The organism is Cellulomonas sp. P4_H4 (assembly GCF_056400865.1).
On record NZ_JBFUKL010000002.1, the window covers coordinates 43,772 to 64,857 of the forward strand.

A 21,086-nucleotide genomic window follows, 5' to 3' on the forward strand; every position below is an offset into this window, starting at 1 on the left:
GGTTGTGGCGAGCGAACGTCCTAGACCCCTGGAGGAACCACCATGTCCGTCGTCATCACCGGAGCCACCGGCCACCTCGGCCGCCTCGTCGTCGAGAGCCTGCTCGCCGGGGGTGTCCCGGCCGAGGAGATCCTCGCGACGGGCCGCCGCACCGAGCGGCTGACGGACCTCGGCGTCCCGGTCGCGGTCGCCGACTTCGACGACTCGGCGACCCTCGAGGCCGCGTTCGCGGGCGCCGACACCGTCCTGCTGGTCTCCGGCAGCGAGCCCGGTGCCCGAATCGCGCAGCACACCCGCGCGATCGAGGCCGCGAAGGCCGTCGGCGTCCGTCGCGTCGTCTACACGAGCGCACCGAAGGCGACCGGCCCCGAGTGGACGCTGTCGCCCGAGCACAAGGCGACCGAGGAGGTGCTGCGCGCCTCCGGCCTCACCTGGACCATCCTGCGCAACAACTGGTACCACGAGAACTACGCCCCGACCCTCGAGCAGGCCGCCCAGACCGGCACGGTGCTCACCAGCGTCGGCGACGGTCGTGTGGCCTCCGCCTCGCGCGCCGACCTCGCCGAGGCCGCCGCCGTGGTGCTCACCACTGACGGGCACGACGGCCGCGTCTACGAGCTCACGGGCGACGTGGCGTGGACGTCCGACGAGTTCGCCGCCGCCGCGGCGCAGGTGCTCGGCCGCCCAGTCGCGGTCGCCGCCGTCTCCGGCCAGGAGCAGGCGGAGATCCTTGCCGGTGCCGGTCTCGACGCGGGGACCGTCGGGTTCCTCGTCGCCGTGGACGCTGACATCCGTGCAGGCGTGCTCGGTGACGCGACGAGCGACCTGCGCGACCTGCTCGGCCGCCCGACGACGCCGCTGCTCGAGGGTCTGCGCGCGCTCGCGGTTCCCGCCGCGGCCTGATCGCCTCGCCCCGGACGGCGGGCCCGCGCAAACGCGTTGGGCCCGCCGGTGCCGTCAGGAGAGGATGGCGCCCATGAGTGCGACGGTGCAGGCGAAGGGCGTGGGCGCCGGGTTCGGGGATCGGGAGCTGTTCAGCGGCGTCGATCTCGTCGTCGCACCGGGGGACGTGCTCGGGCTGGTCGGGCCGAACGGTGCGGGCAAGTCGACCCTGTTGCAGATCCTCGGCGGTCGCCGCGCAGCGGACGACGGGTCGGTGTCGGTCTCGCCGCCGCACGCGCAGCTCGGCTACCTGGCCCAGGAGATCGAGCGCCTGCCGGGGGAGTCGGTCCGGGCGCACCTCGAGCGGCGGACCGGCGTCGCGCCGGCCCAGGAGGCGATGGACGCCGCGGCGGACGCCCTCGGTGCAGGTATCGCGGGGGCCGACGACCTCTACTCCAACGCCTTGGAGGCTTGGCTCGCGCTCGGCGGGGCGGACCTCGACGCCCGCCTGGGCACCGTCGCCGACGACCTCGGACTGACCGTCGACCTCGACCAGACGATGGCCTCGCTGTCGGGCGGCCAGGCGGCCCGGGTCGGCCTCGCCGCGCTCCTGCTCTCGCGCTACGACCTCTACCTGCTCGACGAGCCCACCAACGACCTCGACGCCGACGGGCTCGACCTGCTGGAGGAGTTCGTCGAGCGCTCGGACGCACCGATCGTCGTCGTGAGCCACGACCGCGAGTTCCTCAGCCGCACGGTCACGGCGGTCGTCGAGATCGACCGCAGCCTGCAGAAGGTCAGCGTCTACGGCGGCAGCTACGACTCCTACCTGGAGGAGCGCTCGGTCGCCAGGCGGCAGGCGCGCGAGGCGTACGAGGGCTTCGCGGCCCGACGCGACGCGCTGAACCAGCGCGCGCGGATGCAGCGCGCCTGGATGGAGAAGGGCGTCCGCAACGCCCGGCGCAAGGCGACCGACAACGACAAGCACGTCAAGCACTTCCGCGGCGAGACGTCGGAGAAGCAGGCCGCGAAGGCCCGTCAGACCGACAAGATGATCGCCCGGCTGGAGGTCGTCGAGGAGCCGCGCAAGGAGTGGCAGCTGCAGATGACGATCGCGTCGGCGGGCCGCTCGGGTGCGGTCGTCGCGTCCCTGCGCCACGCGGTGGTGACCCGAGGCGACTTCATTCTCGGGCCGGTCACGCTGCAGCTCGACTGGCTGGACCGCGTCGCGGTGACCGGGCCGAACGGGTCGGGCAAGTCGACGCTCCTGGCGCTCCTGCTCGGCCGGCTCGAGCCGACAGAGGGGTCCGCCGACCTGGGCTCGGGCGTGCTGGTGGGCGAGGTCGACCAGGCGCGTGCCGCATTCGAGGGGCCGGAGTCGCTGGCCACCGCCTTCGCTCGCGAGGTGCCCGACTGGACGACCGCCGACGTGCGCACCCTGCTGGCCAAGTTCGGGCTCGGCGCGCACCACGTCGACCGGCGTGCGGTCTCGCTGTCGCCCGGCGAGCGGACCCGAGCCGCGCTCGCGCTGCTGCAGGCACGCGGCGTGAACCTGCTCGTCCTCGACGAGCCGACGAACCACCTGGACCTGCCGGCCATCGAGCAGCTCGAGTCAGCGATGGACTCGTTCGAGGGCACGATCCTGCTGGTGACGCACGACAGGCGCATGCTGGAGACCGTTCGCCTCACGCGCCGCTGGCACGTCGAGGAAGGCCAGGTCACCGAGGTCACCGCCGACTGAAGGAGCTCCGCCCGTGCGCAAGATCGTCTTCTCGCTGTCCGTCTCGCTCGACGGGTACTTCGAGGGCCCCGACCACGACATCTCCTGGGGTCGCGTGGACGACGAGCTCCACCAGTACTTCAACGACATCTTCCGGCCGATGAGCGCCTACCTCGACGGGCGCGTGACGCACGAGCTGATGGCCGCGTACTGGCCGACCGCCGACGAGACCCAGGGCGGAGCGGTGGGCGAGTACGCCGGCATCTGGCGCGACAAGCCGAAGTACGTCTACTCGCGGGAGCACGACGTCTCCACCGACTGGAACGTGACGGTCGTGCGCTCGGTGTCGCGGGACGAGGTGCTGGCGCTCAAGGACCAGCCGGGTGGCGACATGGTGGTGGGCGGCCCTGACCTCGCGGCGGAGTTCTTCCGGCTCGGGCTCGTCGACGAGGTCTGGCTGTTCGTGAACCCCGTCGCTATCGGGGCGGGCAGGCCGGCGCTCGAGGTGCCGGTGGACCTGCGGCTGCTGGGGACCAAGACCTTCGGCAACGGCGTCGTGCAGCTGCGCTACGCGGTGGCGTCATGACCACGCGTTTCGGGGTCGTCGGGAGCGGGTGGCGGGCCGAGTTCTTCGTGCGGATGGCGCGCCTGCTGCCCGACCGGTTCGAGTGCGTAGGTGTCGTGACGCGGTCGGCGGAACGGGGTGCGTTCGTCGAGGCCGAGTGGGGCGTACCGACCGTGCGCACGGTCGAGGAGCTGGTCACGGGAGCGGTCGCAGGTGCCGGTGTGTCGCCCGACCGGCCGGAGTTCGTCGTCGTCTCGGTGCCCTGGCCGGTCACGCCTGAGGTGATCCGCGAAGTCGTGGCGCTGGGGGTGCCGGTGCTCGCGGAGACGCCGCCCGCTCCCGACCCCGACGGCCTGCGTGAGCTGTGGGACGACGTGGGCTCGACCGGGCTGGTGCAGGTGGCCGAGCACAGCCCCTACCTTCCGGTGCACTCTGCGCGCCTCGCGGCCCTTCCGATCATCGGCGTCCCGACGAGCGTGCAGATCTCGTCGACGCACCTGTACCACGCGGTCGCGCTCATCCGGATGTTCCTCGGGGCGGGCCGCGGGCCGGTGACCGTCAAGGCGACGTCCTTCGTCGCACCGCTGCTCGACCCGCTGAGCCGCGACGGCTGGACGAACGCCACCGAGCCCGCGCAGGCGGCCACCACCCTCGCCACCCTCGACTTCGGCGAGGGCCGCAGCGCGCTGTACGACTTCACCGACAACCAGTGGCACAACCCGCTGCGCACGAACCGGCTCGTGATCCGGGGGTCGCACGGCGAGCTGGTCGACCAGACGTTCACGCGCTGGGCGGCCGACCGGACGGTGCTCAGCTCGACCATCGAGCGGCGGGTCGCGGGGATCGAGCAGAACCTCGACGGGTTCGACCTCGAGCACCTCAGCCTCGACGGCGAGGTGCTGTTCCGGAACGACTACAACGGCGCGCGCCTGTCCGACGAGGACATCGCGGTCGCCGGTCTGCTCGACGCCACCGGTGCCTGGCTGCGCGGAGAGGCCGGACCCCCGTACCCCCTGGCCGACGGTTGCCACGACCACCTGCTGGGCCTGGCCATCGAGGAGGCGGCGCGCACGGGCGAGACGGTCCGCGTCGGCACGGAGGCGTGGGCCGGGTGATGTACCCGTCGGCCGACATCACGGCTGAACGGACTCGTCCAGCCAACCTCGCAAATCGGACAGGATCAAACGTCGTCGTGCCGGAGCTCGAACCAGACCGCCTTCTTGGCGGACCCCTTCTCGCGCGACGTCCCCCACCGTGTGGCCAGGCGGTCGACGAACATCACACCGCGGCCGCCGCCCGCCGTGGGGGGAGGGTCGTGGACCACGGGGAGGGCCTGCGCGCCGTCGGTGACCTCGACGCGGGTGCGCTCCGCGTCGACGTCCACCCGCAGCACGAGCGGCGGGCGGGCGTGGGTGACCGCATTGGTGACGAGCTCGCTGACGAGCAGGACCACGGTGTCGAGCGGACCGTCGGTCACACCGGCCTCGGTCAGGCGCTCACGCGCCCAGTGCCGAGCGGGCGCGATCGACGAGAGCGCGGGGGCGACCGCCGTCTCTGCGAACATCGGCTGCCTCCCGTCCGGGCTTGCGACGGGTTCCCGTCGACCCGGACCACGGTTGTTCACATCTGTTGATTCGGCAACTCGAACATGGCCCTGGAGCGCTTTTCGGGTGATCACGGCTGCGACCATGGGTGCCGTGACCCAGCCTTCCCGCAGCCAGATCCGCCGTTGGCGGCAGTACCTCGCCGACGAACGAGCCGAGGCCGCCGTCTACCGCGACATCGCGTCGCGACGCACAGGCGAGGAGCGCGAGATCCTGCTGGCGCTCGCCGACGCCGAGGGGCGCCACGAGCAGCACTGGCTCGATCTGCTCGGCAACGATGTCGGGCACCCCCGCCGCGGCGACCTGCGCACCCGCATCCTCGGCTTCCTGGCCCGCCGGTTCGGTTCGGTGTTCGTGCTCGCGCTCGCACAGCGCGCCGAGGCGCGGTCCGACTACAACGACGACCACGACGCGACGCCCGCGATGGCCGCCGACGAGGCGATTCACGAGGAGGTCGTCCGCGGTCTGGCCACGCGCGGGCGCAACAAGATGTCCGGCACCTTCCGTGCGGCCGTCTTCGGCGCCAACGACGGTCTGGTGAGCAACCTCGCCCTGATCCTGGGCATCGGCGCCAGCGGCGCGTCCCAGCAGGCCGTGCTGCTCGCCGGCCTGGCCGGGCTGCTCGCAGGCGCGCTCTCGATGGGTGCGGGTGAGTACGTGTCGGTGCGTTCGCAGCGCGAGCTGCTGGAGGCGTCGCGTCCCGGGAACGCGGCGGCCGAGGCCCTGCCGTTCCTCGACGTCGACGCCAACGAGCTTGCCCTCGTGTACCGCGCGCGGGGCATGTCCATGGAGGACGCGCAGGCGCGCGCCGACCAGGTGCTCGTGTCGTCGCGACCGACCTTGGTGGCGCCCGGGGAGGCCGAGGAGGCGCACGAGACGATCGGTTCCGCGATGGGAGCCGCGCTGGCGAGCTTCTGCTTCTTCGCGTCCGGTGCCGCGATCCCGGTGCTGCCGTACCTGCTGGGCGCCGAGGGCAAGGACGCCGTGGCCTGGTCCGCCGGGCTCGTGGGGATCGCGCTCCTGGGCACCGGCGCCGCGGTGGGCGTGCTCTCGGGTGCGTCCCCGGGCAAGCGTGCGCTGCGCCAGCTGGCCATCGGGTTCGGGGCTGCTGCAGCGACCTACCTGCTGGGTCTCGCGTTCGGTGCGACGGTGTGATCTGCGCCAAGGTTTGCCAAACCTAAGTAAGTACAGGCTAACCTCACCCATGTGAACGCAATCGACGGCGCTGCCCTACGCGGCGACGACCTCCGGCTGGGCTACCACGGGACCGTCGTGGTCGAGTCGGCCAGCCTGCGCCTGATGCCCGGCCAGGTCACGGCGCTCGTCGGGCCCAACGGCTCCGGCAAGTCCACCGTCCTGCGTGCGCTCGCACGGCTGCACCACCCCACCTTCGGCTCGGTCAGCCTGCCCGACGCTCCGGACGCGCTCGCGCTCTCCGCGAAGGACTTCGCGCGTCGCGTCACGCTGCTGTCGCAGTCGCGGCCGACGCCGACCGGGGTGAGCGTGCAGGACGTCGTCGGCTACGGCCGCCACCCGTATCGCGGGCGCTGGCGGCAGAACGACGCCGACGGCCCGCGCGCGATCGGCTGGGCCATGGAGGTCACCGGCGTCACGTCCATGGCTGCCCGCGGGGTCGACGAGCTGTCCGGTGGCGAGCTGCAGCGCGTCTGGCTGGCCACGTGCCTGGCGCAGGAGACCGGCGTCCTGCTGCTCGACGAGCCGACCACGTACCTCGACCTGCGCTACCAGGTCGAGATCCTGGACCTGGTCCGGGACCTGGCCGACGAGCACGAGGTGGCGGTCGGCGTGGTGCTGCACGACCTCGACCAGGCCGCCGCCGTCGCCGACCACCTGGTCCTCCTGCGCCGCGGCGTCGTCGTCGGTGCCGGTCTGCCGCACGAGGTGCTGACCGCCGAGGCGCTCACCGAGACCTACGGCATCCGCGTCGACGTCGTGCTCGACGAGCACACCGGACGCGTGCACACCCGCCCGGTCGGCCGGCACTCGGCCCGCCCGGCACCCCGCGTCCGCGAGTGCGCGGACCTCACCACCGCCTGACCCATCCCGTCGACGAACCAGAGGACATCCCTGTGCGCAACCGCCATCGCCTGACCCTGCCGGCCGTCCTGGCCGCCGTCGTCGCGCTCACCCTGAGCGCGTGCGGCACCACCGAGGAGGCTGCAGACCCCGCGGCGTCGGCAACCGACTCAGGTGCCGGCCCTGTCACCGTGCAGGACGACCGCGGCACCGTGACGCTCGACGCCCCGGCCACCAAGGTCGTCTCGCTCGAGTGGGGTCTGACCGAGAACCTGCTGACCCTCGGCGTCACGCCGGTCGGTGCTGCGGACGTGAAGGGCTACAACACGTGGGACACGGTGGTGCCGCTGGACGCGTCGGTGCCGGACGTCGGCATGCGCGGTGAGCCGAGCCTCGACGCGATCGCGGCTCTGGAGCCCGACCTCGTCGTCACGACCACCGACCTGCCCGCCGAGGTCATCGCTCAGATCGAGGAGCAGTACCCGGTCATCGCGCTGCGGGGCTCGGACGCGTCCGACCCGATCGGTCACATGCGCAAGACCCTCACGGTGCTCGGCGAGGCGACGGGAACCTCGGACGACGCCGAGGCCGCGCTCGCGGACTTCGACACGGCGGTCGCCGACGGCAAGCAGAAGCTCGACGACGCCGGCGCGGCCGGTGCCGCGTTCACCATGGCCGACGGCTGGATCTCCGACGGCGCCGTCTCCATCCGCATGTACACCCCGGGCTCGTTCCTCGGCGGCGTCGCCGGCGAGCTCGGCCTGGAGAACGCCTGGACCGCCGAGGGTGACCCCGACTACGGCCTCGCGCAGACCGACGTCGAGGGCCTGACGGGGCTCGGCGACATCCAGTTCCTCTACGTGGGCAACGACACCGACGGCGGGGACGCCTTCAAGGACGGCCTGACGGGGAACGCGATCTGGGAGCAGCTGCCCTTCGTCGTGGCGGGCAACACGCACCGCCTGCCCGACGGCATCTGGATGTTCGGCGGGCCCCAGTCGGCCGAGGCGTTCATCGACGCCGCCGTGGCGGCCGTGACCTCCTGATGAGCCGATCTTCCGGGTGGCGGGCGGAGCACGCGTGAGCGTGGACGTCGCGACGAGGGCAGAGGCCGTGGACGTCACGGCCCCCGCATCGTCGCCCCCTGCCCGCACCCGGACGATCGTCGTCGTGTTCGGGATCGCCGTGCTCGCGGTCGTCGGCCTCGCGCTGGTGGACCTCATGCTCGGCACGTCGCACATCGGCGCCATCGACATCGTCCGGGTGCTCCTGGGGGCCGACGACGACGAGGCGCTCGCGGTCCTGGTCGCCAGCCGCGCGCCGCGGGTGCTCGCCGCGCTGCTCGTCGGGACCGCGCTGGGCATGTCCGGCAGCGCCCTGCAGTCGGTGGCGCGCAACCCGCTCGCCTCGCCCGACACGCTCGCCGTCAACGCCGGCGCCTACTTCACGGTCGTCCTCGCGGCAGTCACCGGCCTCACGCTGCCGTTCGCGATCGACGGAGCCCTCGCCTTCGTCGGCGGGCTCGCGGCCGCGGCGCTCGTGCTCGCGATCGCCCGCGGCGGCGCCGAGGGGCCGACGAGGCTGGTGCTCGCGGGCTCGGCGACGATGCTCGCGCTCTCGTCGCTGACGATCCTGCTCATGCTCCTGTTCGAGCAGGAGACCCTCGGGCTGTTCGCCTGGGGCGAGGGCTCGATCGTGCAGTCGGGGACGCAGAAGGTCCTCGACGCGCTGCCGGTGGTCCTGGTCGCGTGCGTCATCCTCGTGCTCTGGTCGCGACGCCTCGACGTGCTCGCCCTCGGCGACGACACGGCCTCCGTGCTGGGCCTCGACGTCCGCCGCACGCGCGTGGTGACCGTGCTGCTCGCAGTCCTCCTGGCCGCGGTCGCGGTGACGGTCGCCGGGCCGATCGGGTTCGTCGGGCTGAGTGCGCCGGTCATCGCGCGGCTCGTCGCCGGCCGCGTCCCGGGCCTCTCCAAGCACCGGCTGCTGCTGCCGTTGTCCGCGCTGGCGGGCTGCGCGGTGATCCTCGCGGCCGACGTGCTGCTGCGGGTGCTCGTGCCCGGGACCGCCGGTGTAGCGATCCCGACGGGAGTCGTGACCAGCCTGTTCGGCGCCGTGATCATGGTCTGGCTCGCGCGTCGGCTGCGGGACAGCGGCCCGGCCCGGAGCACCGCCGCCGTCGGCGCGCGGCCCGCGTCCTCGGTGAGGGCCGCGACGATCACCGTCGTGCTCGCGCTGGCCGTGCTCGCGTCCGTGGTGGCCGGCTTCCTCGTCGGCGACCGGATGCTCCTGCTCGGTGACGTGGCCAACTGGTTCGCGGGCGTCAGCGGCACGCAGGTGTCGTTCGTGCTCGACCAGCGCACGCCGCGCGTGTTCGCCGCGGTGCTCGCGGGCGCCGCGCTCGGCCTGGCCGGCACGACCGTGCAGGCCGTCGCACGCAACCCGCTCGCCGAACCGGGGTTGCTGGGCATCACGGGCGGCGCGGGCGTCGGAGCGGTCCTCGCCCTCGTCCTGTTCCCCGGGGCCAACATCTGGATGGTGTCCGCGGCGGCGTGCGTCGGTGCGCTGGCGACGTTCGCGCTCGTCTACACGCTCGCGTCACGACGCGGCCTGAGCTCCGACCGGCTCGTGCTCGTCGGCATCGGCGTCTCCGCGGCGGCGACGTCCCTGATCACCCTGATCGTCGTCCTTACCAACCCGTGGAACACGACCATGGCGCTCACCTGGCTGTCCGGGTCGACCTACGGCCGCACGGCGGAGCAGGTCGTGCCGGTGGCGGTCGCACTGCTGGTGCTCGCCCCGCTCGTGGTCCGCTGGCGGCGCGACCTCGACGTGCTCTCGGTCGACGACGACGTGGCACGCGTGCTCGGCGTGCAGCTCGAGCGCACCCGCCTCGGTCTGCTCGTCGTGACCGCCCTCCTCACGGCCGCGTCGGTCTCGGCGATCGGCATCGTCGGGTTCGTCGGCCTGATCGCGCCGCACCTGGCCCGCTCGCTCGTCGGCTCACGGCACTCCCGCGTGATCCCGGTCGCCGTCCTGCTCGGCGCGCTGCTGGTCAGCATCGCCGACACCCTCGGACGCACGGTGATCGCGCCGGCCCAGATCCCCGCCGGGCTGCTGACCGCCCTGATCGGCGCCCCCTACTTCATCTACCTGCTGTGGCGAACCCGAAGGAGCGCATGATGACGACCCTGGTCGAAGCCCTGCCCTGGCGCATGTTCGCCGTCCAGGTGGCCCGCACCGCCTACCTCAGCCCGAGCGTGCTGCGGGTGACGTTCACGGGCCACGACCTGGACCAGTTCGCCGACAACGGCCTGGACCAGCGCATCAAGTTCTTCCTCCCGCTGCCGGGAGTGTCGTACGACGAGCTGCTGGCTGCCGGGCGTTCGGAGGACTGGTTCGGCGCGTACCGGGCGCTGCCGGCTTCCCACAGGCACCCGATGCGCACGTACACCGCGCGAGGCGTCCGTCCGGAGGTCCGCGAGCTCGACGTCGACATCGTGCTGCACGGCGACCTCGGCCCCGCCTCGCGCTGGGCGTCCGCTGCCGTCCCCGGCGACGAGCTCGTCCTGTTCGGTCCGAACGCGCTGGCCGACGGCCCGCACGGCGGCGTCGACTTCGTCCCGCCGCCCCACGTGGACCGGCTGCTGCTGGCCGGCGACGAGACCGCGCTGCCCGCGATCGCGGGGATCCTGGAGCGGCTGCCTGCCGACGCCGTCGGCGAGGCCCTGCTCGAGATGCCGCTGTCCGACGACGTCCTGCCGCTCGTGGCACCCGCGGGTGTGGTCGTCCGTTTCCTCGGCCGCGACGGACGCCCGCACGGTTCGCTCCTGGTGCCCGCCGTGCAGGGGGCCTGCGCCCGACTGCTGCCCTGCACCGGCGAGGGCACGGAGCCCGAGGACGCCGGCGACCTGCTCTGGGAGGTCCCCGTCGACGCGTCAGGCGCACCCCTGCGGTCGTGGGTCGGGTTCTACGCCTGGCTCGCGGGCGAGGCGAGCGTCATCAAGACCCTGCGCCGGCACCTCGTGCGTGAGTGTGGCGTCGACCGCAAGGCCGTGGCGTTCATGGGGTACTGGCGGGCGGGACGTCGCGAGGACGAGTGACCGACGACGTGCACCACGCCCTTCCGCGGGACGGCGTGTGTGTATCTGAACGACCGGGACGTGATCCTTGCCTACGTCATCTTCTTGAGCATTCCGTCTGCTCACGTTCATCGTCGCCCCGCGCAAGCTCATCGCCGGCGGGCGATCACGTAGGTCCGGCGCTCGCGTGCAGCGGGTCTGGTGGGTCGACGACCCGGAGCGCCATCATGGGGTGGGGCGAGGAGGGCGCGATGATGCGCGAATTCGACCGGGGTTACCGCGGCGTCTACCGGCCGCTGGTGGAGAGCTACCCAGACGAGTCGGTGTACCCGGCCGACTCGTTCCGGGTCGAGTGGGGACCGATCTTCCATCGCGGCCGCCTGGACGGAACTGCTCGGGTGCTGATCATCGGTCAGGACCCGGCGGCGCACGAGGCCATCGCACGGCGGATCCTGGTCGGCGAGGCCGGGCAGCGGACGCAGGGCCTGCTGGCGCGTCTGGGCATCACCCGCAGCTACGTCCTGGTCAACACGTTCCTGTACTCGGTGTACGGCCAGGGTGGTGGGTCACGCCACATCGGGGACCCGGCGATCACGGCCTACCGCAACCGGTGGATCGACACGATCGTGAAGGACCAGCCGATCGAGGCGATCGTCAGCCTCGGCCAGCTGGCCGACCAGGCGTACCAGGCGTGGCGGACGACTCCGCTGGGTGCCGCGAGCCAGGCCGTCTACGCGACCGTCCGGCACCCGACCTATCCGGAGTCGGCCAGCCGGACCGGGACGATCACCAAGGCCGAGGCGTTCCAGCGGCTGTGCGACTCGTGGAACCTGGCGATCGACGCCCTCCACGGGGTCGTGACCGCCGACGCCCCGGTGCCGCTGCAGCACTACGGCTCGACCATCACGGCCGAGGATCTCGCCCCGATCCCTGACGTCGACCTGCCACCCGGGCTGCCCGCGTGGATGGGCGCCCTGGACGCGTGGGCCGCCCGCACGGGCAAGGACGCGCAGCAGAAGCGGGCGACGATCACCGTGACCGTGCCCACCCGGTTCCGTACCTGGCCCTTGCCCTGAGGAGGGCCGATGGCGCAGCTCGTGATCGCCGGCCAGGTCGCGCCGATGGTCGGCGACGCCCTGGAGCTGCCGCGTCGTGGTCGGGTGTGGATCCGCGACGACCAGATCGTCGACGTCACCTTCGACGACCGGGTGGTCGACGGGTTCGCCGAGGCGTCGCAGGTCGACGTCGGCGACTCGTACGTCCTCCCGGGCTTCATCGACCTGCACAACCACCTCGCCTACAACGCGCTGCCCCTGTGGGCGGAGCCGCACCGCACCGACCCGTGGTCGCACAACAAGGCCTGGCCGCAGGCGGACTCCTACACCGGGTCGATCACCGAGCCCGCCTGGACGTACGCCAAGGCGTGCCCCGAGGCGATCCTCGGGTACGTGCAGGTGCGCGAGATGGCGGGTGGGGCGACGTCCGCGCAGGGCTGGCCTTCAGCCAACCGTGGCTACCAGACCGTGATGCGCAACGTCGACGACGAGCGCGCCGGCCGCGACGGAAAGGTCGGAGCCGACCTGATCCGCACCTCGGTGGTGACCAAGACCGGCGACAGTCTGGCCGTCGCGGTGCGCCAGATGGCGAACGGTGCCGGGTTCATCTACCACTGCGCCGAGGGCATGAAGGACTCTCGGGTGCGCCGGGACTTCACGGACCTGCAGCGCACCGACGGGCTCCTGCCGACGTTCATCGGGATCCACTGCTGCGCCCTGGAGGCCGACGACTGGCTCGAGTGGGCGACGCCGAACGCCGGCGGCGTCGTGTGGTCGCCGCTGTCGAACCTCGTCCTGTACCGGGACACCACCTTGATCGACGACGCCAGGTCGCGCGGGGTGCGCGTCTGCCTGGGCTCGGACTGGGGGCCGTCGGGAACCCGGAACCTGCTGGGGGAGATGAAGGCGGCGCGACTCGCGGCCCACCACTTCGGCTACTCCGTCAGCGACCGCGACGTCGTCCAGATGGTCACCTCGAACCCCGGCGACCTCCTCGCCCGGTGCTGGGGCCGCCCGATCGGTCGGCTGGTGCCCGGCGGCTTCGCTGACGTCACGGTCCTGCGTGGGCACGGCCCCGGGGATGCGTGGCACCGGATCCTCGCGGCGACCGAGCTGCACGTCGAGCTCGTCGTCGTGAAGGGCGTGCCGCGCTACGGCGACGAGGACCTGATGCTCGCCGCCGGCGCGCCGCAGGCCTTCCCGATGACCGTCCGGCATCGCCGCAAGCTGGCCGCGCTGCCCGACCCGGCCGACACCGCTCGGGCCTGGTCGTGGGAGCAGATCGTGGGCACGCTCCAGACCGTGCAGGAAGACCCGCCCGCGGCGATCGCGAACGCCACGGCCCGGGCGTTCGCGGGTTCGCGGTTCGCCGACGACGCCGACCTCGAGCTCTTCCTCGACATGCCGGACTCGCGGCGCACGGGTCGTGCAGGACCGCCCAAGGACCCCAGCTCGGTCACGATCCCGCCCGTCCCCGCGATCGACCACGACCGCGACTTCTTCGACACGCTCGACGCCAACCCTATCCAGGCGGGGATCCTCGCGCCCCTGAGGCGGGAGTTCGGGCTGTGAGCGCGCTGGACGGCACGACGCAGGAGGCCCAGCAGGGTCGCCCGCTGAGCCTCGTGCCCGGTGTCCCTGACGACCCGTCCGACCCGCCGGTGGAGCTGACCGTCCCGCAGCGTCACGACCTCGTCGACCTGTGGTGCCAGCTGATGACCGACGTCTACGTGCACTACGAGCAGAAGAGGTCGCTCTACGGGTACGACCCGGTGCGCGCTCTCCAGGCTCTGCGCCGGCAGATCCCGTACCTGGGTTCGGCTGAGTTCCTCCGTGAGCTGACGTACGTGATCAACCGCCTGCGGGACCAGCACACCCAGCTCTACGTGCACGGCCGCGATCCACGCCGGGCGCGGTACGTCGCCGCGCTGCCGTTCCTCGTCGAGGTCTTCGGCGAGTACCAGAAGCCCACCTACGTGGTCACCAAGGTCAGCGACGCCGTCGACGACGACGACTTCGTCCCCGGGGTCCGGGTCACCACCTGGAACGGGACCCCGTTTTCACGCGCGATCGACCTCTACGCCGAGACCCTGACCGGCGGTCGGCTGGACGCCCGACGAGCCCGTGCTCTCGAGACCATGACCCAACGGCCGCTCGCGTACCTTCCGCGGCCCGACGAGCTGTGGGTCGATATCGGCTACCGAGCCGCCGCCGCAGACGGACCGGACCGCACGATCCGCTTCGAGTGGCGTGCGATCGAGCCGTCGACCGCGCTGAGCGCGACGGACACCATCGAGCTGCGCAGCCGCCGCGCCGTCGACGCCACCAGCGAGGCCGCGCGACGGGCGCGCAAGCTGCTCTTCCAGCCCGCGCTCTGGCAGCAGGAGACCGACGCGCGCCGACGGGTCGCCAAGGCGGCGGCCTGGACGGAGACCGCTTTTCCGGACGCGCTCTCGGTGCGCGAGGTGCCGACGAGCCACGGCACGGTCGGCTACCTGCGGCTGTGGACCTTCGACGTGGACCACAGCGACGCGTTCCTCGACGAGGTCGACCGCGTCCTTCGCTCGATGCCGCGCACGGGCCTGATCATCGACGTGCGCTCGAACCCCGGCGGCGTCATCGAGGTCGCGGAGCGGCTCCTGCAGCTGTTCACGACGGACGTCGTCCAACCGGTCCGCTTCGCGCTGCGCGCGACACCGGCCGTCGCCGCGATGGCCGACGCCGACGGCAACGGCGCCGACCTGGCCGACTGGGCCGCATCGGTCAGCACCGCGATCGACCTGGGCGAGGAGTACTCCCAGCACCTGACCATCTCCGACCCCGAACGCTGCAACGGTCGCGCCGTGGCCTACGACGGTCCGGTGGTCGTCGTCGTCAATCCCAACACCTTCTCCAGCGGGGACATCTTCGCCGCCGGCATCGCGGACCACGGCATCGGCCAGATCGTCTCGATCGGCGAGGGAACCGGCGGCGGTGGAGCCAACGTGTGGACCAGCGACGACATCGAGTACGCGTACCACGTGGCGGGCCTGCCGCTGCCGCCGCGCCCCCCGGGGATCGGCTACTCCCTCTCCGTACGACGGGTCGCCCGAGCGGGTTCCTCCGCCGGGCTCGCGATCGAGGACGTCGGCGTCTCGGGGGAGGAGCGCTACGCGATGACCGAGCGTGACGTCCTGAACGGCAACGAGGACCTCACGGAGTTCTGTGCCCGGCTGCTCACGTCGACCTGACGCCGGGCCTCCCCGGTGCACGCGATCTTCCACGGACATCGACGGGTCTCGTGCGGATCGTCGACGTCGTGACCTGTGCTGTTGCTGTGCGAACTGGGCCGTGCGCCCAGCCGTAGCATCGACGGGTGCCCCCCAGATCGCCGTTGCCCCCGCGGCACGGCCTGAGCGCCGCCTGGCTGCGGACCCCGGATCGCGACCGCTCCCGCGCTGACGAGTGGCCGACGATGGGCGCCTGGCTCCGGGACCGGCTGCCCGACCACGTGGACGTCGCCGACATGCTGGAGCGGCAGTGCTTCGTCGACGAGGGCGGTCGCGTGGTGCTCGCCGAGGCGCCCTTCGCGCCGCACCAGTTCGTGTGGTTCCACCGCGACCTGCGAGACGAGCCCGAGGTGACCGCCCCGATCCACGTGGTGCACCGCGACGACCGCCTCGTCGTCGTCGACAAGCCCGCCTTCCTGTCCTCGATCCCGCGTGGCCGGCACGTGATGCAGAGCGTGGTCGTCCGCCTGCGCGCCGAGCTGGACCTGCCGGAGCTGTCGCCTCTGCACCGGCTGGACCGGGTCACGTCCGGCCTGCTGATGCTGGCGACGGAGTCCCGGTGGCGCGGGCCGTACCAGACCCTGTTCGAGCACCGTGCGGTGCACAAGACGTACTGGGCGCTGGCGCCGTTGCGCGCGGACCTGGCGCTGCCGGTCGTGGTCCGCAACCACCTCCGCAAGGAGCGCGGCTCCTGGCAGGCCGAGGTCGTGCCTGGCGCCCCGGTCAACGCCGAGACACGGATCGAGCTCGAGTCGCAGGTGGACGGCCGCGGGGTCTACCGCCTGACGCCCAGCACGGGCCGTACCCACCAGCTGCGCGTCCACCTGAACGGGCTCGGTATCCCGATCCTCGACGACCCGCTGTATCCCGAGGTGCTCGACGTCGAGGTCGACGACTTCAGCAGGCCGCTGCAGCTGCTCGCCGGCGAGCTCGCGTTCACCGACCCGGTCAACGGCGCCCCGCGGCAGTTCCGCAGCCTCCGGAGCATCCCGCTGACGGCCTGACAGAGCCGCGGCCTCCGTCAGCCGTTCAGCCTCGCGACGTCTGCTGGCGCCACTCGCGCGGCGTCATGCCGAAGCGGTCACGGAACCGTCGACTGAAGTGCGCCGGGTCGGCGAACCCCCAGCCGCGGGAGATCGCCTCGATGCTCCGGCCGCGGCTCGCCGACGAGGTCAGCTCGTCACGAGCACCGAGCAGACGCTGCGTGATGATCCACTGCTCGATGCTGAACCCGGCCTCCTGGCAGATCCGGAACAGGTAGCGGACGGAGATGTTGTGCGCCGCGGCGATCCGCGCGGGCCTCAGGTCGGGGTCGCGCAGGTTCAGGCGGACGTAGGTGCGGACGCGGGTCATCAGGGTGTCGGCGAGCAGGTCACGGCCGTGGCGGACGTCGCGGGACGCGGACGCGAAGAGGGCCCGGACCAGCTCGATCGTCGCGGTGCCCAGCTCGGTCGCCGCGGGGTCGTCGGCGAGCGACGGCGTCGCCGCGAGGCTGCGCGCGTGCTGGCGGACCAACGGGTAGAGCGGACTCGCGTGCAGCCGGGCCGTGGCGCGTCGGAGCGCGTCGACGGGCATGCCGAGCTGGTTCGCGGTCATGGCGGTCAGCGAGAGCGACGGACCGCCTTCGTCGCGCCCGTACGTGAAGGGAGTGCTCAGGTCGACGCCGTGCAGCTCGCCGTGGGGCAGCGAGCGCTGGACGCCGAACTGCTCGTACTGGCCGCCCCCGCACAGGGCGAGCCCGACGCTGAACAGCGGCTCGTCGCGGGCGCCGGCCTGGCGCGGCGTGAGAGCCATCGACATCCCGACATTCGAGGCAGCGCGCACGAGGCGCAGGTCGCCCAGCTGCCAGGCCTCCACGCGAGCCGACAGTCGGTCGGCGTCGGGGATGTGCAGGTTCATCGGCAGGACGGCGTCGACCATCGCGGCCCGCCACGTATCGATGCGGTCTGCGCGGGACACCAGCTCGGTGTCGAAGAGCACGGCCACGTGGTTGGTCCCTCCCTCCTGAGGCAACTCTCGGAGTATGCGGCTCGGCAGTCGGTTAGTCAGCAGTTCGACGGTGAATCCGTGCACTCTCAGGCAAGAACCGGTGGCCGGTCGCTCTGAGTCAGGTTCTGTGCACCGTCGGACAACCCGCGGGGCGGCCTGAGTTCCTACGGTCTGGACGTCCAGCACGCCCGCTGACCTGCAGGAGCACCCTCATGCCCTTCGTGACCACGTTCGACGGGACCGACATCTTCTACAAGGACTGGGGTTCGGGTCCGCCCGTGCTCCTCGCGCACGGCTGGCCGCTCAACAGCGACAGCTGGGAGGCCCAGGCGCTGTTCCTGGCCGGCCACGGGTACCGGGTGATCGCGCACGACCGACGCGGCCACGGGCGGTCCACCCAGACGTGGGACGGCAACGAGATGGACACCTACGCCGACGACCTGGCGACCCTCATCGAGACGCTCGACCTCACCGACCTCACGCTCGTCGGCTTCTCGACGGGTGGCGGCGAGATCTCCCGCTACATCGGCCGGCACGGCACCGCGCGGGTTTCCCGTGCGGTCCTGGTCTCAGCCGTGCCGCCGTTCATGCTGCGCACCGACGACAACCCCGGCGGGGTGCCGATCGACGTGTTCGACGGGCTGCGCGCGGGGTCGCTCGCCGACCGGTCCCAGCTGTACAAGGACCTCGCCGCCGGCCCGTTCTTCGGCAACAACCGCGCCCCGGGGTCCGTCTCGCAGGGCATGCAGGACGTGTTCTGGCGCCAGGGGTTGCAGGCCGGCCACCGCAACGCGTACGAGAGCATCGCCGCGTTCTCGGCCACCGACTTCCGCGACGACCTGGCCACCTTCGACGTCCCCACGCTGGTGATCCACGGGGACGACGACCAGGTGGTGCCGATCGAGGTGGGCGGCCAGGCCTCGGCCGCGCTGATCAAGGACGCCGAGCTCACGGTCTACGCGGGTGCGCCGCACGGCATCACGGACACGCACAAGGACCAGCTCAACGCCGACCTCCTCGCGTTCCTGAGCCGATGAGCGACACGTTCACCGCCGCCGAGCGGACCCAGATCGCCGCGGCCAACGCGTCCGGCCGGCCCACCGTCGTCCTCGTCCACGGCCTCTGGCTCCTCGCCGGATCCTGGGACCCGTGGCGGGAGTACCTCGAGTCGCGCGGCTTCGCGACGATCGCCCCGAGCTGGCCCGACGACCCCGCGACCGTCGACGCGGCTCGTCGCGACCCGTCCGTGCTGGCGGGCAAGGGCGTCGCCCAGGTCACCGGCCACGTGGCCGACGTCATCCGCGCGCTGGAGGTGAAGCCGGTCGTGATCGGCCACTCGTTCGGCGGGCTGATCACCCAGAAGCTCGCCGGCATGGGGCTGGCGTCCGCCTCCGTGGCGATCGACCCGGCCCCGTTCAAGGGGGTCCTCCCGCTGCCGCTCTCGACCCTGCGGTCGTCGCTCCCGGTGCTCGGGAACCCCGCGAACCGCAAGCGGGCGGTCGCCCTGACCTTCGACCAGTTCCGGTACGGCTGGGCCAACACCCTGTCCGAGGCAGAGGCGGAGCGGCTGTTCGAGTCCCACCACATCGCCGCGCCCGGTCGCCCGTTGTTCCAGGCCGCGCTGGCCAACTACTCCTTCCGGTCGGAGGCGTCGGTGGACACGCTCGCTCCGGACCGGGGGCCCATGAAGCTGATCTCGGGGGGCGCGGACCACACCGTGCCGTGGGCGATCACGAACGCGTCCTACAAGAAGCAGCGGCGCAACGTCGCCACCACCGAGATCGAGGAGATCCCGGATCGGGGTCACTCGTTGACCATCGACAGCGGGTGGGAGCTCGTCGCCGAGTCCGCGCTGGCGTTCATCTCCGCGCAGTCGACGCGCGTCGCGCGGTCTGACGAGCGTTGAGTGCCGCGACCGTCCCCGGGGTGTGCCCGGGGGCGGTCGCAGCCGGCTCTAGGCGTCCTGCGGGTAGACGACTCCGAGCGCGGCGAGACCCTCGTCCATGAGCTCCTGGATGGCGATCGTGTCGGCGTGGGGGATCAGGGGGCTCTCGAGCAGCCCCGCGCGCAGGCACCGCTCGACCTCCTCGATCTCGGGGGTGTAGCCGGTGCCCAGGTCCTTGAGCGGGTCCTCGATCCGGTACTCCTCGCCTCCGACGCTCACGACCAGTCCGTCCGACCGGTGCGCGGCGCCCTCCAGCCGCAGGAAGCCCTTCGTCCCGCTGATCACGGCGTCGTTCGACGTCGCGATGGACGCCGAGCACAGCAGCTGCGCGGTCGGGCGCCCGTCACGCGTCCACTGCATCGCCACGGTCTCGTCGGCACCGGCCGGCGAGAGGGTGCCGGCCCAGCTCGAGCGGTCGGGCAGCCCGACGAACAGCGAGGCGATCGTGATCGGGTACACCCCGAGGTCGAGCAGCGAACCGCCCCCGTTGGCGAGGTCGTAGAGGCGGCTCGTCGGGTCGAACGGGACGCCGACGCCGAACGACGCGCGCACGTGCTGGACCTCGCCGATGACGCCGTCCGCGACGAGCTCCTGCGCCTTGCGGATCAGCGGGTTGGCGCGGGTCCACATCGCCTCCATCGCGAACACGTCGGCTGCGCGGGCCGCCTCGAAGACCTCGCGGGCCTGGTCGGCGTGCAGGCAGACCGGCTTCTCGACGAGCACCGCCTTCCCGGCCGCGATCGCCATGAGGGCCTGGCGGTGGTGGTTCGGGTGCGTCGTCGCGACGTAGACCACGTCGACGTCCTCGTCGGCGACCAGGTCCTCGTACGCGCCGTAGCTGCGCGCCGCGCCGTGCGTGGCGGCGAACGCGGCGGCCCGGTCCGCGTCGCGCGCGGCGACCGCGACCACCACGTTGCCCGCCGTCAGGCGCAGGTCGGAGCACACGGTGTCGGCGATCGATCCGGCCCCGAGGATTCCCCAGCGGATCGGACGGTCATCGGTGATCGCAGCGGGCATGGCAAGGCTCCATCCGGGTGTGGTCGAAGGACGTCTCCATTCTGGACGACGGCGCGGCCCGTCAGGCGAGTCCGACGAGCTCCGCGCTCCGCGACCACAGGGCGTCGACCAGGGCGTCGTCGAAGATCCGCGGGTTCGTCTGGCCCGGCGTCGCGAGCTCGGTCTGCGTGTAGAACCGGCCGGGCAGCCACGTGGTGCCGGGTGCCCCGTCGACGAAGAACGCGAGGTTGGCGCCGCCGCGTTCCGGCGAGATGAGGACCAGGTGCTTGAGCGGGGTGCGGTAGACCAGCCGGACGACGCTCGTGGAGCCCGCCGCGAAGTTGGTGCGGACGTTGCCCGGGTCGAACGCGACGGAGTCGATCCCCTCGAACCTCGCCTCCAGGCCGCGGGTGAACAGGATGTTCGCCAGCTTGGCGTCGCCGTAGGCCCGCAGGGGCTTGTACGACTTCTCGTTCTGCAGATCCTCGATGTCCAGCCGGCTCATGCCCCGCGCGGCCGAGCTGGACGTGTTGACGACCCTGCCGTGTCCCGCCTGCAGCAGGTCGAGCAGCAGATGAGTCAGGAGGAACGGAGCGAGGTGGTTGACCTGCAGCGTCTTCTCGATCCCGTCGACCGTGACCTCGCGCCTCGCGAACACCCCGCCCGCGTTGTTGGCCAGCACGTCGACGTGGTCGGTGGTCGCGCGGATCTCGTCGGCGAGCCGGCGCACGTCGTCGAGCCGCGCGAAGTCCGCGACGAAGCCCTCGGCGCCGACCTCAGCGGCGACCGCGGCGGTCTTGTCCGGCGAGCGCCCGACGAGCAGGAGCCGGTGACCCTGACCGGTGAGCTGGCGCGCGGCCGCGGCCCCGATGCCGTCCGAGGCTCCTGTGAGCACGATCGTCTGCTGTTTCACCGGGCAACCGTCGCACGTGCCGCACCCGG

19 protein-coding genes are annotated in these 21,086 nt (G+C 72.1%); 15 read left to right on the plus strand and 4 right to left on the minus strand.

Annotated elements, in window-relative coordinates:
* Positions 1-42: 42 nt before the first annotated feature.
* The 4 genes from AC1DPN_RS06475 (at position 43) to AC1DPN_RS06490 (ending at position 4,282) form a co-directional block, all read left to right on the plus strand.
* Positions 43-903, plus strand: a complete 861-nt coding sequence (locus tag AC1DPN_RS06475; protein WP_477083915.1) for an SDR family oxidoreductase — start codon at positions 43-45, stop codon at positions 901-903.
* Positions 904-976: 73 nt separating this feature from the next.
* Positions 977-2,623 carry an ABC-F family ATP-binding cassette domain-containing protein gene (locus tag AC1DPN_RS06480; RefSeq protein WP_477083916.1) on the plus strand — a complete coding sequence of 549 codons (1,647 nt, stop codon included), beginning with the start codon at positions 977-979 and terminating at the stop codon, positions 2,621-2,623.
* Between the two features lie 13 nt (positions 2,624-2,636).
* Entirely contained in the window at positions 2,637-3,188 is a 552-nt protein-coding gene (locus AC1DPN_RS06485) for a dihydrofolate reductase family protein (RefSeq protein WP_477083917.1), read from the plus strand.
* On the plus strand, positions 3,185-4,282 hold the full coding sequence (locus AC1DPN_RS06490; protein ID WP_477083918.1) for a Gfo/Idh/MocA family protein: 1,098 nt from the start codon (positions 3,185-3,187) through the stop codon (positions 4,280-4,282). The genes AC1DPN_RS06485 and AC1DPN_RS06490 overlap by 4 nt, the downstream gene beginning before the upstream one ends.
* Before the next feature lie 65 nt (positions 4,283-4,347).
* Here the strand turns inward: AC1DPN_RS06490 and AC1DPN_RS06495 are convergent, their stop codons facing one another.
* Entirely contained in the window at positions 4,348-4,731 is a 384-nt protein-coding gene (locus AC1DPN_RS06495) for an ATP-binding protein (protein ID WP_477083919.1), read from the minus strand.
* A 124-nt stretch (positions 4,732-4,855) separates the two neighbouring features.
* Between AC1DPN_RS06495 and AC1DPN_RS06500 the strand changes: the two genes are divergently transcribed.
* The 9 genes from AC1DPN_RS06500 to AC1DPN_RS06540 all read left to right on the plus strand — a co-directional run bounded on the left by AC1DPN_RS06500 (position 4,856) and on the right by AC1DPN_RS06540 (position 16,218).
* Complete coding sequence (locus tag AC1DPN_RS06500; RefSeq protein ID WP_477083920.1) at positions 4,856-5,926, plus strand: VIT1/CCC1 transporter family protein; 1,071 nt, start codon at positions 4,856-4,858, stop codon at positions 5,924-5,926.
* A gap of 51 nt (positions 5,927-5,977) precedes the next feature.
* Entirely contained in the window at positions 5,978-6,829 is an 852-nt protein-coding gene (locus AC1DPN_RS06505) for an ABC transporter ATP-binding protein (protein ID WP_477083921.1), read from the plus strand.
* 32 nt (positions 6,830-6,861) lie between these two features.
* The gene (locus AC1DPN_RS06510; protein ID WP_477083922.1) at positions 6,862-7,854 is read left to right on the plus strand and encodes an ABC transporter substrate-binding protein; all 993 of its coding nucleotides are present in this window, start codon (positions 6,862-6,864) and stop codon (positions 7,852-7,854) included.
* Positions 7,855-7,888: 34 nt separating this feature from the next.
* Positions 7,889-9,991 (plus strand): iron ABC transporter permease, encoded by a 2,103-nt coding sequence (locus AC1DPN_RS06515; RefSeq protein ID WP_477083923.1) that lies wholly within the window; start codon positions 7,889-7,891, stop codon positions 9,989-9,991.
* A complete protein-coding gene (locus AC1DPN_RS06520) occupies positions 9,991-10,911 on the plus strand; it encodes a siderophore-interacting protein (protein ID WP_477083924.1) in 921 nt (306 codons plus the stop codon). The genes AC1DPN_RS06515 and AC1DPN_RS06520 overlap by 1 nt, the downstream gene beginning before the upstream one ends.
* A 230-nt stretch (positions 10,912-11,141) precedes the next feature.
* Positions 11,142-11,966, plus strand: a complete 825-nt coding sequence (locus AC1DPN_RS06525) for a uracil-DNA glycosylase family protein (protein ID WP_477083925.1) — start codon at positions 11,142-11,144, stop codon at positions 11,964-11,966.
* Positions 11,967-11,975: 9 nt separating this feature from the next.
* The gene (locus AC1DPN_RS06530; protein ID WP_477083926.1) at positions 11,976-13,517 is read left to right on the plus strand and encodes an amidohydrolase family protein; all 1,542 of its coding nucleotides are present in this window, start codon (positions 11,976-11,978) and stop codon (positions 13,515-13,517) included.
* The gene (locus AC1DPN_RS06535) at positions 13,514-15,175 is read left to right on the plus strand and encodes a S41 family peptidase (protein WP_477083927.1); all 1,662 of its coding nucleotides are present in this window, start codon (positions 13,514-13,516) and stop codon (positions 15,173-15,175) included. The genes AC1DPN_RS06530 and AC1DPN_RS06535 overlap by 4 nt, the downstream gene beginning before the upstream one ends.
* A gap of 125 nt (positions 15,176-15,300) precedes the next feature.
* Complete coding sequence (locus tag AC1DPN_RS06540; protein WP_477083928.1) at positions 15,301-16,218, plus strand: pseudouridine synthase; 918 nt, start codon at positions 15,301-15,303, stop codon at positions 16,216-16,218.
* 25 nt (positions 16,219-16,243) lie between these two features.
* On the opposite strand, the gene AC1DPN_RS06545 is transcribed toward AC1DPN_RS06540, so the two are convergent.
* Positions 16,244-17,227 carry a helix-turn-helix domain-containing protein gene (locus tag AC1DPN_RS06545; RefSeq protein ID WP_477083929.1) on the minus strand — a complete coding sequence of 328 codons (984 nt, stop codon included), beginning with the start codon at positions 17,225-17,227 and terminating at the stop codon, positions 16,244-16,246.
* A 188-nt stretch (positions 17,228-17,415) separates the two neighbouring features.
* On the opposite strand from AC1DPN_RS06545, the gene AC1DPN_RS06550 reads away from it, so the two are divergent.
* Positions 17,416-18,240 (plus strand): alpha/beta fold hydrolase, encoded by an 825-nt coding sequence (locus tag AC1DPN_RS06550; RefSeq protein WP_477083930.1) that lies wholly within the window; start codon positions 17,416-17,418, stop codon positions 18,238-18,240.
* Complete coding sequence (locus AC1DPN_RS06555) at positions 18,237-19,109, plus strand: alpha/beta hydrolase (protein ID WP_477083931.1); 873 nt, start codon at positions 18,237-18,239, stop codon at positions 19,107-19,109. Before AC1DPN_RS06550 ends, AC1DPN_RS06555 begins: the two co-directional genes overlap by 4 nt.
* 48 nt (positions 19,110-19,157) lie before the next feature.
* Here AC1DPN_RS06555 and AC1DPN_RS06560 read toward each other — a convergent pair whose 3' ends face one another.
* Both AC1DPN_RS06560 and AC1DPN_RS06565 read right to left on the minus strand, forming a co-directional pair.
* Complete coding sequence (locus AC1DPN_RS06560) at positions 19,158-20,165, minus strand: Gfo/Idh/MocA family protein (protein WP_477083932.1); 1,008 nt, start codon at positions 20,163-20,165, stop codon at positions 19,158-19,160.
* Positions 20,166-20,226: 61 nt separating this feature from the next.
* A complete protein-coding gene (locus AC1DPN_RS06565) occupies positions 20,227-21,057 on the minus strand; it encodes an SDR family NAD(P)-dependent oxidoreductase (RefSeq protein ID WP_477083933.1) in 831 nt (276 codons plus the stop codon).
* Positions 21,058-21,086 lie beyond the last annotated feature (29 nt).